At 64.7% G+C, this 12,967-nt stretch carries 9 protein-coding genes; 6 read left to right on the top strand and 3 right to left on the bottom strand.

Annotated features, from left to right (window positions below):
* Positions 1–92 precede the first annotated feature (92 nt).
* The 3 genes from P3T40_RS10300 to P3T40_RS10290 form a co-directional block, all read right to left on the bottom strand.
* Positions 93–1,325, bottom strand: coding sequence for a cell division protein ZipA C-terminal FtsZ-binding domain-containing protein (locus P3T40_RS10300; protein WP_429267577.1), 1,233 nt, complete (start codon positions 1,323–1,325; stop codon positions 93–95).
* A 99-nt stretch (positions 1,326–1,424) separates the two neighbouring features.
* Complete coding sequence (gene smc, locus P3T40_RS10295) at positions 1,425–4,943, bottom strand: chromosome segregation protein SMC (RefSeq protein WP_429267576.1); 3,519 nt, start codon at positions 4,941–4,943, stop codon at positions 1,425–1,427.
* 179 nt (positions 4,944–5,122) lie between these two features.
* A complete protein-coding gene (locus tag P3T40_RS10290) occupies positions 5,123–6,178 on the bottom strand; it encodes a DMT family transporter (RefSeq protein WP_429267639.1) in 1,056 nt (351 codons plus the stop codon).
* Between the two features lie 414 nt (positions 6,179–6,592).
* Between P3T40_RS10290 and dapC the strand changes: the two genes are divergently transcribed.
* The 6 genes from dapC to cls all read left to right on the top strand — a co-directional run bounded on the left by dapC (position 6,593) and on the right by cls (position 12,967).
* Positions 6,593–7,804, top strand: coding sequence for a succinyldiaminopimelate transaminase (gene dapC, locus P3T40_RS10285; RefSeq protein ID WP_429267575.1), 1,212 nt, complete (start codon positions 6,593–6,595; stop codon positions 7,802–7,804).
* A gap of 74 nt (positions 7,805–7,878) precedes the next feature.
* Positions 7,879–8,706 carry a 2,3,4,5-tetrahydropyridine-2,6-dicarboxylate N-succinyltransferase gene (gene dapD, locus P3T40_RS10280; RefSeq protein ID WP_429267574.1) on the top strand — a complete coding sequence of 276 codons (828 nt, stop codon included), beginning with the start codon at positions 7,879–7,881 and terminating at the stop codon, positions 8,704–8,706.
* A complete protein-coding gene (locus P3T40_RS10275; RefSeq protein ID WP_429267573.1) occupies positions 8,706–9,071 on the top strand; it encodes an ArsC family reductase in 366 nt (121 codons plus the stop codon). The genes dapD and P3T40_RS10275 overlap by 1 nt, the downstream gene beginning before the upstream one ends.
* Before the next feature lie 202 nt (positions 9,072–9,273).
* Positions 9,274–10,413: a succinyl-diaminopimelate desuccinylase gene (gene dapE / locus P3T40_RS10270; RefSeq protein WP_429267572.1), complete on the top strand. Its 1,140-nt coding sequence runs from the start codon at positions 9,274–9,276 to the stop codon at positions 10,411–10,413.
* A 36-nt stretch (positions 10,414–10,449) separates the two neighbouring features.
* Positions 10,450–11,334: a 50S ribosomal protein L3 N(5)-glutamine methyltransferase gene (prmB, locus tag P3T40_RS10265; protein ID WP_429267571.1), complete on the top strand. Its 885-nt coding sequence runs from the start codon at positions 10,450–10,452 to the stop codon at positions 11,332–11,334.
* A gap of 193 nt (positions 11,335–11,527) precedes the next feature.
* Positions 11,528–12,967, top strand: a complete 1,440-nt coding sequence (gene cls, locus P3T40_RS10260; RefSeq protein ID WP_429267570.1) for a cardiolipin synthase — start codon at positions 11,528–11,530, stop codon at positions 12,965–12,967.

The raw sequence follows: 12,967 nt of genomic DNA, 5'->3' as shown, positions 1-12,967 counted from the left end.
GAAGACGCGAAGACGATTCATATCGTGGCTTTGCAACGCGCCCCGCACCGCTACTGCATCAAGCGGCCAGGCGCGCGTCGCATCACGACAGCTTACTGGCTGAACAAGCGGCGGGTAGCCGGCGAGCCCGCGGGAATGCCCGCCTGCTCGAGTTTGGCGTACAAGGTCATCAGTTGCTTTTCGATCGCGAGCAGCGCGGTCTCCGGCAGCGGACGGCGTCCATCGTCCACGACACGGCCACCAATCCGCTCAGACAACGACTTCGCGTAATCGCACATCAGACGGAACGGCAGGATATCCTCGTCGGCCACCGGCACGTCGAGCACCAGCGTGATCATCTGGCCGCCCTTGTACGTGAGGTCGTCGCGCAGGAAGTTGGTATCGCCGAACTGCAGCATGAACACCGGGCTTTGCCTCGCGTCGAGCTTGACGAAACGGGTACCGTCGCGCGAGAGCAGCAGGCCGTCCTGCGAGGCCACCGCCTGCACATAATTTGCCGACCACGGCGCGCCGTCGGACAGCACGTTGATCGACAGTTGCGCGTCGCACTGGGCGGCGAAACCGTCCAGTTCGCGCGCCATCGCCACCGTCTCCATCATGTCGGGGAATTCGGGCGCTGCGTCGATCGCATCGGCGAACTGCTGCACGCCGGTCACGAACTCGGAAAACTCCAGTTCGTTGAGCGGTCCGCTGCGGTTGGCCAGTTGCGCCGCTGCGCGCAATTCCTCGTAGCGCACGCCGTTCTGCAGCAACTCCCAGGCGCCGCCGCCTTCCGGCTTGCCTTCGATGTGAACCGGCTTGCTGCCCGCACGGCGCAGTCGCTGCGCAAGCGGGATCACCTTGTCGCCCGCCAGCGGGCCAGCGAGGCGAATCGGCACGATGCAATCAATCCGGCGATCCACAATTGCTGGCGGCGCGGAAGAAATCGTCGTCGCGGCGGGCAGGATCGGCTCGACCGGTTCATCGACGCCGCCTGCTGCGGCCTCGCCTTGCGGCTCGGGATAGCCGTTCGGCGTGGTCGTCTCCGCCTGGATATCGGCGGGCGTGTCGGCCGGCGCGGCCGTTCCGAAGGTAGGTTCAACACGCGATCCTGCATCGTCCGCGTCATCCGACGACGCGGGTTCGCGCCGCTGAGTAGGCCTCGCCGGTTCGATGAACGGACTTTGTTCTTCCTGATCGTCTCGCGCGAAAGCTTCAGCGGTGTCGGCCGGCATCGGCCGCGGCATCCGGCGGCGCACCTTCGCGCCTTGCCATGCGTTGTACACCACCACACCCCCGACCACCACGGCACCCGCGCCGATCAAACCGAGTGTCAACTCGTCCATGCATGCTCCATCAGCAATTCTTCTGTTTGCGCGACGCCTAAAACCTGCGCCGCGCGGCAACGAAGCCGCAGCGGGGGCGCAGGCTGGCGCCGTCCGAACTCAAACGATATTCTGGGCGAAACCCGCGGCGGTTTCCATGTCGACCGCGACGATCCGCGAAACGCCCTGCTCCTGCATCGTCACGCCGATCAGTTGCTGGGCCATTTCCATCGCGATCTTGTTGTGCGAAATGAACAGGAACTGGGTCTTGTCCGACATCGCACGCACGAGATTGGCAAAGCGCTCCGTGTTGGCGTCGTCGAGCGGCGCGTCCACTTCGTCGAGCAGACAGAACGGCGCAGGATTGAGCTGGAACATCGCGAACACCAGCGCGGTCGCGGTCAGCGCTTTCTCGCCGCCCGACAGCAGGTGAATCGTCGAGTTCTTCTTGCCCGGCGGTTGCGCCATGACCTGCACGCCGGCGTCGAGAATTTCGTCGCCGGTCATGATCAGCTTCGCCTGACCACCGCCAAAGAGACGCGGGAACAGTTCGCCGAAATGCTGGTTCACCTGATCGAAGGTCCCCTGCAGCAGCGTGCGGGTTTCCTGATCGATCTTATGGATCGCGTCTTCGAGCGTTTCGATCGCGCTGTTCAGATCCGCCGACTGCGCATCGAGGAAACTCTTGCGCTCGGTGGCGGCCTTCAGTTCGTCGAGCGCGGCCATGTTGACTGGCCCCAGCGCGGCGATGGCGTTGTTCAACCGCGTGACTTCGCCTTGCAGGTAAGACGGCTTCATGTCCGGCGTCAGCTTGGCCTGCAATTCGGCCTCGTCGACACCCGCTGCCGCGAGTTGCTCGATGAACTGCTCACCGTTCAGGCGCGCAGCCTGCTCCTTCAACTGCAGTTCAGTGATGCGGTCGCGCAGCGGCTGAAGCGCACGCTCAGCAGTGAGACGCGTCTCGTCGGCGGCACGCAGCTTGGCCGTCAGGTCATCCAGTTCGAGACGGGCGGCGTGCAGCGCCTCTTCCTTGACCGCGCGAATCTCCAGCGCGCCCTGCAGGCCCGTATGCGCGGTCTGCTCGTTGATCGTTTCAAGCTCGGCGCGAGCGTCTTCCAGCGAGGCCGCCACGCGCTCGCTCTGCTCGTGCGCGACCTGGATGCTGCGCTTCAACTCGTCGATGCGGTTTGCCATGTTGCGCGCGGCAAAGCGTGCATCGGTGGCGGCCCGGTCGAGATCGCGCGACTGCGCACGCGCGGCGGTCAGTTCTTCGTCGAGGGCTTCGAAGGCCAACTGGTTGTCTTCGAAACGCGCCTGCAATTCGGCCAGCTCCGCGTCGTGACGTTCGAAGTTCGCCTCCGACTCGCCGCGCAACGCACGCTGCTCGTCGATCTGGCCGGTAATCTCCTCGAGTTCTTCGCGGATCTGCGTGCTGCGCTGCATGTAGCGCTCGTGCGCCTGGGTGAGCTTGAGCACATCCATCTGCAACGCGTGCACGCGCTGGGTCGCGCGCTCGGCCTGCTGGCGCACGTCCGTCAACGTCTGCGAGGCCTGCGTATGGGCGGCCTCGGCGCGAATCGCCGCCGACTTGGCTTCATCCGCGAGCAGTGCCTGGGCGCGCACCTGGCGCGTCAGGTTCTCGATTTCCTGCTGACGGGCCAGCATGCCGGCCTGCTCCGAATCGGCGGCGTACAACTGCACGCCGACGCGCGTCACCACATGGCCCGCCTTGACGACAAACGAACCGCCTTCGGGCAGTTGCGAGCGCATCGCCAGCGCCTGGGCCAGATCGTCGGCGACAAAGGCCAAGCCAAGCCAGTCGTTCAACACCGCACGCAGACCGGCGTCGTCGATGCGCACCAGTGACAGCAGCGGGCGCAGCGTGGACCCATTCACCACCGGGGCGGCGGCCAGCGGCGGCGCGTAGAACGCGAGCTTGGCAGGCGGCGCATCGGTTGCGAACGCCTTGACCCAGTCGAGATTCGACACTTCCAGCGCCGCGAGCCGCTCACGCAGCACGGCTTCGAGCGCGGTTTCCCAACCGGCTTCGACGTGCAGCTTCTTCCACAGACGCGGCAGGCTATTCAGCTCGTGTTTCTCCAGCCAGGGCTGGATCTTGCCTTCGGTCTGGACGTTTTCCTGCAATTGCTTGAGGGCGGCGAGGCGCGCGTCAAGCTGATGAATCTGCGCAGTTTCGGCCTGTACGCGTTCCTGCGCGCTGCGCCGTTCGCCATCAAGGCGCGGCAGCGTTTCCTGAGCGTCGGCAAGCCGCGCCTGCGCGTCATGCAGAATCTCTTCGTGCTCGGCCAACTGCATGCGCAGCTCTTCGAGCTGGGCTTCATCGGGCGCGTCAAGACCGCCCGCTTCCGACTTCAGGCGCTCATGACGCTGCTGCAACTGCTGCAGTTGCTGGTCAGCGTTGCGCTGATGGGCGGCTTCGAGCTTGAGCGCCTGCTCGGTCTGCGCAATGCCGCCGCGCTCTTCGTTCAGTTGCGTCTGCGCGTCGCGCCAGCGCGCTTCGAGCGCCGGCATGGCGCCGTGCTTCGCGGCGGCTTCGTCTTCGGCGAGGGCCGCCTTTTCTTCGGCCACCGCCAGTTGTTCTTCAGCGTCCTCGAGATCGCCCTGAGCCTTCTGGGCCTGCGACAGCCATTGCTCGCGCTGCGCGGTGAGCGCAGCGATCTGGGCCTGCACGCGGTTCCGCGACTCGACGATGAACTTGATCTCGGCTTCGAGGCGGCTGACTTCGGCATTCGCTTCATAGAGCGCGCCTTGCGCGCCCTGCATCGCGTCGCTTGCCGAGTAGTGCGCCACCCGTAGCGTTTCCAGTTGCGCTTCGACTTCGCGCAGCTTGGCGGTGTGGGCTTCGAGGTCGATCTGCGCCTGTTCGATGGCGCGTTTCTGGCGCTCCTGCTCGCCGCCGGCTTCGTTCTTGCGCAGCAGCCACAAGAGGCGCTGCTTCGTTTCGCCTTCGGCCTGCAGTTCCTTGAACTTCGTCGCAACAACGGCCTGGCCTTCGAGCTTTTCCAGGTTCGTTGTGAGTTCGCGGACGATGTCTTCGACTCGTGTCAGATTCTCACGCGTGTCGTGCAGGCGGCTCTCGGTCTCGCGGCGGCGTTCCTTGTACTTCGACACCCCGGCGGCTTCTTCGAGGAACACGCGCAGCTCTTCCGGCTTCGCCTCGATCAGGCGCGCAATCATGCCCTGCCCGATGATGGCGTACGCACGCGGCCCGAGGCCGGTGCCGAGGAAGATGTCCTGGATGTCGCGGCGGCGCGCCGGCAGATTGTTGATGTAGTAGCTCGAGGTACCGTCGCGCGTCAGCACGCGCTTGACGGCGATTTCGGCATACTGCCCCCACTGCCCGGCGGCGCGGCCGTCGGCGTTGTCGAACACGAGTTCGACGCTGGCGCGGCTACCCGGCTTGCGCGCGGTGGAGCCATTGAAGATCACGTCCTGCATCGATTCGCCGCGCAGTTCGGAGGCGCGCGATTCACCGAGCACCCAGCGCACGGCATCGATGATGTTGGACTTGCCGCAACCATTGGGACCGACCACGCCGACAAGCTGGCCCGGAACCTGGAAATGCGTGGGATCGACGAATGATTTGAAGCCAGCGAGTTTGATCGAGGTCAGACGCACGGCGATATCGCTGATTGAAAAGGGAAAATGAAGGTGACCCGCAAGGGCCGCGCGAGCCGTTCGCAGCTACTGCGAAACGACCCATGCGAGCCCCGCGATACGGGCGCCGCACACGCCCGGCAAGGCGCGCATCGGTAAGCAGGGGCAATCATACCATCGCCTGTGAGCCATTCCGGCGCTCAGGCGCCTGATTGATGCGTCGACCCGCTTGCGAGCCGGTTTCGGGCCCGGCCATCGGGTTGAGAAACGGCTTGAGCGGCTGCGCCAGAAGCGGCTTGGGAGGCGGAATCCGAAGTGCCATGAGCAACGGGAGCGTAAGCGGCCTCGCCACTCACCGACGGCTGGCTCCGCGTCCGATGCACCCAACTCGACAGCGCGGACGCCAGCACGATGCACGCGCCGCCCGCCCATTCGCGCGGGCCGGGCACTTCGCCCGCGAAGAGCCACGCGGAGAGCGCCGTCACCACGATCTCGAACAGCATGATGATCGACGCCCGGTTGGCCGGGATCCGCGCCACGCCGTATTGCACCAGCATGTTGTTCGACGCCAGCAGGAAACCAAGGCCCAGCACCAGCAGCGCCGCCGTGCCCAGATGCGCGCCGGTCGGCGGCGCGGGCATCGCTTCGAACAACGACGCACAGGCACCGAAAATAGCCGCGCCGCCGAAAATCGTCGCGGTGCGCATTTCCGCCTTCATCTCGGGCAGGTCCCGGCTCGTCTTCAGGATCAGCACGTTGCTCATGGCAAAGCCCATGCCGCCCGCGAGGCCGCCCCACTCGGCCAGATTGGCGGGCACGGGCAAGCCGATCTGCGGCGACCAGAGCATCGCCATCGCGCCCGCCAGCGACAAGGCCGCGAGCGCTGCGCCGGTCCACGTCAGGCGTTCATGCAGGATGAAGTGGGCGAATAGCGCGGTCCACGCCGGGGTGAGATAGAAGAGCAGCAGGACACGCATGACCTGGCCGTGAATCGAGCCCCACACGAAGCCGAGATTCGTGACGCCTGCGGCCAGTGCCAAGGCGGGCAACAGCCAGTGCCAGCGCACCGTCCGGATGGCGCGGTGGCGCACCAGCAGCACGAACAGGCAACCGGCGCCGCTCGTCGCCGCGCTCGCGGCCGTGCCGGTCACGCCGAGCGCGGCCAGCATGCGCAGTGGGTACCAGATCATGCCCCACACCGACGCGCCCAGCATGATGGCGAGCGTCGGCCAGCTGGTGCGGATCCAGTTATTCATTGAGTTGTTCATTGCCCGGCGCCTCTGTAGTGAGGCACGCCTCTGCCACGAAGGACCGCGGCCCGCCGTCCTTCGATACCTGTCCTGACTTCGACTACCACCCGCATTGTCTCTCCGAGTTCTCTTTGCGCGAGCCGTCTGACCTGGGCCGCTTCGCCTGTCACATCGCATGGGCACGCGTCCAACGCGCTCATTGCCTGCCACCGGGTTGCGGCCCAACGGCCGTCGCCCTGCCGCCGCGGCCGTCCGCGCCTGCGCCGCCCTGCGCGAGCCCAGACCGCGAGGCCTTGCGCCACGCTATAATCATCGGCCCGCCGCTGGTGCCGCTCAATCACCGTAGCACACAGTGATTGTCGCCACCGCGCGTGTCCGTCACCTGTCTCCGCCCGTCTTCGATCAGGCCCGATCCGCCAAGTGAACCCGCTACTCGACTCCCTCCAGACCTATCCCTTCGAAAAGCTACGCGTGCTTTTCAAGGATGTCACGCCGCCCGCCGCCCTGCCACACATCAGCTTCGGCATTGGCGAGCCGAAACATCCGACCCCGGCGCTGATCCGCGACGCGGTGATCGCCTCGCTCGGCGGCCTGGCGTCGTATCCGGCTACGCTGGGCTCGCCGGCGTTGCGCGAGTCGATTGCAAACTGGGTCACGAAGCGCTACCAGCTGCCGCCGGTCGATCCGGCCACGGAGGTGCTGCCGGTTGCCGGATCGCGCGAGGCGCTGTTTGCGCTCGCGCAGACCGTGATCGACCCGAAGCGAAACGCGTCAGGCGAGCCCGCGATCGTACTCTGCCCGAACCCGTTCTACCAGATCTACGAAGGCGCGGCGCTGCTGGCAGACGCCCAGCCGTATTTCGCCAATAGCGATCCGGCCCGGAATTTCGCCTGCGATTATTCCTCGATTTCTGAAGAGATCTGGGCGCGCACGCAACTGCTCTACGTCTGCTCGCCAGGCAATCCGACCGGTGCCGTGCTGACGCTCGAGGACTGGCGCGAACTGTTCGCGCTGTCCGATCGTTATGGCTTCGTGATCGCCTCCGACGAGTGCTACTCGGAAATCTATTTCGACGAAGCCAAGCCGCCGCTCGGCGCATTGGAAGCCGCGCACAAGCTCGGCCGCAACTTCGAGCGGCTCGTCATACTCTCGAGCCTGTCGAAACGCTCGAACGTGCCGGGCATGCGCTCGGGCTTCGTGGCGGGCGACGCGGCGATCCTCAAGCAATTCCTGCTATACCGGACATACCACGGCGCCGCCTTGTCGACGGTGTATCAAGCTGCGAGCATCGCGGCCTGGAACGACGAGACGCATGTGCGCGAGAACCGCGCGAAGTACGTGCAGAAGTTTGCCACCGTCACGCCGATGCTGGCCGAGGTGCTCGACGTGCGTCTGCCCGATGCCGCCTTCTACCTGTGGGCCGACGTGTCGCGCACTGGCCTGTCGGATACCGAGTTCGCCCAGCGCCTCTACGCCGACTATAATGTGACGGTTCTGCCGGGCTCGTATCTCGCGCGTACTGCGCACGACACGAACCCCGGCCGCAATTTCGTGCGCCTCGCGCTCGTCGCCGATGTCGACGAATGCACTGAGGGCGCCCAGCGGATCGTCGACTTTTGCCGGGCGCTCTAGCGCTGAGCGCGTCCCGCGCGCCGCCCCGCTTCTTCAGGTTTCAACCCCATCTCACCCTTTCTCTACTCACGAATATGTCGCAACAACTTCAGCAGATCATCGATAACGCCTGGGAAAACCGCGCAGAGCTGTCGCCGAAGGCCGCCCCCGCCGAAGTGCGTGAGGCTGTCGCGCACGCCATCGAACAGCTCGACAAGGGTGCATTGCGCGTCGCCGAAAAGAAGGACGGCGACTGGGTCGTCAATCAATGGCTGAAGAAGGCCGTGCTGCTGTCGTTCCGTCTGGAAGACAACGCGCCGATGCCCGCCGGTGGTTACTCGCAGTTCTACGACAAGGTGCCGTCGAAGTTCGCCAACTACACCGCTGAAGACTTCGCCGCAGGTGGCTTCCGTGTGGTGCCGCCCGCCATTGCGCGCCGCGGTTCGTTCATCGCAAAGAACGTCGTGCTGATGCCGTCGTACACCAACATCGGCGCGTACGTCGACGAAGGCACGATGGTCGACACGTGGGCCACTGTCGGCTCGTGCGCACAGATCGGCAAGAACGTGCACCTGTCGGGTGGCGTGGGCATCGGCGGCGTGCTGGAGCCGCTGCAGGCCAACCCGGTCATCATCGAAGACAACTGCTTTATCGGCGCGCGTTCGGAAGTCGTGGAAGGCGTGATCGTCGAAGAGAACTCGGTGATCTCGATGGGCGTGTACCTCGGCCAGAGCACCAAGATTTACGACCGCGAGACCGGCGAAGTCACGTATGGCCGCATCCCGGCGGGCTCGGTGGTGGTGGCGGGCAACCTGCCCTCCAAGGATGGCTCGCATAGCCTGTATTGCGCTGTGATCGTCAAGAAGGTTGACGCGAAAACGCGCGCCAAGGTCGGTCTCAACGAGCTGCTGCGAGGCGACTGATGGCACGCGCCAACAAGACCGTCGTCTACGGAATCCCGAACTGCGACACCGTGAAGAAGGCCCGTGTGTGGCTGGAAGAACACGGCGTCGAGTTCGAGTTTCACGACTTCAAGAAGGCCGGCGTCACGGAGCCGCTCGTGCAGGACTGGCTGAAGGACGTCAAGCTCGACGAGTTGCTGAACCGCCGCGGCACGACCTGGCGCGCCCTGTCGGACGACATGAAGGCCGCCGCAGACACGGAGTCGGGTGCGATCGCGTTGATGATCCACAAGCCTTCAGTGATCAAGCGGCCCGTGGTGGTGGTCAACGGGCGGGTCAAGACGCTCGGTTTTTCTGCTGAAGACTACGAAACGCTGTTCGCCTGAGCGTTGATCCGGCGCCCGTTGCTCGCTTCGCTGAGCCTGCGCCAGAATCTGACGGTCAATGAACGTGTTGGACGCGACGCCTGTGCCGGGTTCGTAACAATGACCTCGAACTCAGGCTCGCGTGCATAAGAAGCTGTTGCCGGCTGCGGTGATTCACCTGCAGCCGGCATTTTTTCATTTCAAAGTGGCTTGTACTGAATCCATGTCCGGCACCCTTGCCCTTACCGAACAACTGATCGCGCGCGCTTCCGTCACGCCTGACGACCAGCATTGCCAGCGCATCCTGATCGAGCGCCTTACCGCGCTCGGCTTCGAATGCGAGACCATCGAATCGCACGGCGTGACTAACCTGTGGGCCGTCAAACGCGGCGTCGACGGCGCGCGCGGCAAGCTGCTCGTGTTCGCCGGCCACACCGACGTGGTGCCGACCGGCCCGCTCGAGCAATGGAGTTCGCCGCCGTTCGAGCCGACCCATCGCGACGGCATGCTGTACGGGCGTGGCGCGGCCGACATGAAGACGTCGATTGCCGGTTTTGTGGTGGCGAGCGAAGAGTTCGTGGCGGCGCATCCGGCCCATCGCGGCTCGATCGCCTTCCTGATCACGAGCGACGAAGAAGGCCCCGCCACCGACGGCACCGTGAAGGTCGTCGAAGCGCTGAAGGCGCGCGGCGAGCGGCTCGACTACTGCATCGTCGGCGAGCCGACTTCGAGCGTGCAGTTCGGCGATATGGTGAAGAACGGCCGGCGCGGCTCGATGTCCGGCAAGCTCACCGTCAAGGGCGTGCAAGGCCATATCGCCTATCCGCATCTGGCGAAAAATCCGGTGCACCTGCTGGCACCCGCGTTGGCGGAGCTGGTGGCCGAACGCTGGGACGACGGCAACGAGTACTTCCCGCCCACCACCTGGCAAGTGTCGAACATCCACAGCGGCACCGGCGCCAGCAATGTGATTCCGGGGCATGCCGATGTGATGTTCAACTTCCGCTTTTCGACGGCGAGCACCGTTGAAGGCCTGCAAAGCCGCGTGCATGCGATTCTCGACAAGCACGACCTCGAATACGATCTGCAGTGGTCGGTGAGCGGCCTGCCGTTCCTCACGCCGCGCGGCGACCTGTCGAACGCGCTCGCCCAGGCGATCAAGGACGAAACCGGCGTGACGACCGAACTGTCGACCACCGGCGGCACGTCCGACGGCCGCTTCATTGCGCGCATCTGCGAACAGGTGGTCGAATTCGGCCCGCTGAACGCCACCATCCACAAGATCGACGAGCATATCGACGTCACCCATATCGAGCCGCTCAAGAACGTGTACCGACGCGTGCTCGAACAACTGGTCGCTTAACCCAAGGCTACCAAGCCCGCCAAGGACACCCCCGCGATGACGCTCCCGTTTTCCACCGTCCGCGACCTGCTGCGTTTCGCAGTGACGCGTTTTAACCAGGCCGAGCTGTCGTTCGGCCATGTCTCGGCCAACGCTTACGACGAGGCCGCCTATCTGGTGCTGCATACGCTGCATCTGCCGCTGGACCTGCTCGAGCCGTTTCTCGACGCGAAGCTGACTGCGGCGGAAATCGACGCGGTGCTGAGCGTGATCGAGCGCCGTGCCACCGAACGCGTGCCGGCAGCCTACATCACGCAGGAAGCGTGGATGCACGGCTTCCGCTTCCACGTCGACGAACGCGTGATCGTGCCGCGCTCGTTCATTGGCGAGTTGCTGCAGGACGGCCTGCAGCCGTACGTCGAAGATCCGGAACAGGTCGGCGCGGTGCTCGAACTGTGCACCGGTTCCGGGTGTCTCGCGGTCCTCGCCGCGCATGCGTTCCCGAATGCGGATATCGATGCGGTCGACCTGTCCCAGCCGGCGCTCGAAGTCGCGACGCGTAATGTCGACGAGTACAACCTCGACGAACGCATTGCGCTGTTCGAGGGCGACCTGTTCGCGCCGCTGCCCGAGCGCCGCTATGACGTGATCATCACCAACCCGCCGTACGTCAATGCGGATTCGATGGCGGCGCTGCCGGCCGAGTACCGGCATGAACCGGAGATGGCGCTGGCGGGTGGCGCAGACGGCATGGATATCGTGCGCCGGATCATCTCACAGGCGCGCAACTGGCTGACCGACGACGGGGTGCTGGTGGTCGAGATCGGCAACGAGCGCGCTAACGTTGAAGCGGCGTTCGGCGGCCTCGACCTCGTGTGGCTGTCGACCAGCGCCGGCGACGACAACGTGTTTCTGATCCAGGCGGCCGATCTGCCGAGCTGATCCGCCAGGCTGAAGCACCTGACGCGCCGCCGGCTGCTGGCGCGCGTCCTCCCCCGTTGCGTCCGCAACGAAAAGCAAAGAATCTGCCGAACCCGACCGCAACGCGAACGGGTTCGGTAAGATGAGCGCGATTGACTTCCTTGCCGCCGCACCAGACGGCGGGGAAGCGCATCAAAAAATCCTTCGCGCGCCTATGCAATTCGATTTCCTTCATATCGCCCCGCTCGTCGCCCTCGCCCATATACTCGGCGTGATCGCGGCGTGCCATGCCATTCTGAACACGCGCACCTCCCAGGGCGCGGTCGCGTGGGCGGTATCGCTGGTGGCCATGCCCTATCTGACGGTGGTGCCGTATCTGTTCCTCGGCCGCAGCAAGTTCCAGGGTTACGCTGACGCGCGCCGTATCGAGAACGAATCGCTGCGCACGCAAGCACACCCCCGGGCATGGGACGAGCATGCTTCCTCAGCCGGCCACCCGACCGAAGAACTCGGACACCAGCTCGTGCGCTCCCTGACGCATCTGGGCGGCATGCCCTTCCTGCCGGGCAATTCGGTGCGCACGCTGGTGAACGGCGAAGCCACTTTCGCCGCGATCCTCGATGCGATCGACCAGGCACGCAGTTACATCATCGTGCAGTTCTTTATCGTGCGCGACGACGCGCTCGGCGAGATGCTCAAAGACGCGTTGCTCGCTAAAGCCGCGCAAGGCGTGCGCATCTATTTCCTGTACGACAGCATCGGCAGCTTCGATCTGCCGCATCGTTACGTGAACACATTGCGGGCAGCCGGCGTGGAGGTGCATCCGTTCGCCACCCATCGCCGCTTCGTCAACCGCTTCCAGCTTAACTTCCGCAATCACCGCAAGATCGTCTCGGTGGACGGCGAGCGGGCGTTCGTCGGCGGCCATAACGTCGGCGTGGAGTATCTCGGCGCCAAACCGCCACTCTCACCGTGGCGCGACACGCATATCGAGGTGCGCGGGCCGGTGGTCGCCAGCATCCAGTTCGTGTTTACCGAGGACTGGTACTGGGCCACCCAGACCTTGCCGCCGTTCGATATGCCAGAGTACGTGCCCAACGGCGAGGGCATGCATTGCATCGTCATGCCGACCGGTCCGGCCGACAAGCAGGAGACCTGTTCGCTGTTCTTCGTCGAAGCAATCAATGCGGCGCGCGAACGCATCTGGATCACCACGCCGTATCTCGTACCCGACGAAGCGGTATTTTCAGCGCTGCGTCTGGCTGTGCTGCGCGGCGTGGACGTGCGCATCCTGATTCCGAGCCGGCGCGACCATTACGTGGTGTTCGAAGCGTCGAAGCTGTACGCCTACGATTCAGTGCGCGCGGGCATCAGGATCTTCCGCTATCGGCCCGGCTTCCTGCATCAGAAGGTCGTGCTGATCGACAACGTGGCCGCGGCCGTGGGTAGCGCGAATCTCGACAACCGTTCGTTCCGCCTGAACTTCGAGATCATGGTGCTGACCGTGGACCGCGGCTTTGCCGCCGAAGTCGAAGCGATGTTGCTGCGCGACTTCGCCGAGGCGTACGAGATCGATCGCAGCGAGTATCGCCAGGCACCGGCACTCCGGCGCGTGGCCATGCACGTGGCCAGACTGTTTTCGCCGATTCTTTAG

It is taken from the genome of Paraburkholderia sp. EB58 (assembly GCF_050436665.1).
Taxonomy (GTDB): domain Bacteria; phylum Pseudomonadota; class Gammaproteobacteria; order Burkholderiales; family Burkholderiaceae; genus Paraburkholderia.
This window is presented reverse-complemented; position numbering and strand designations above follow the sequence as displayed.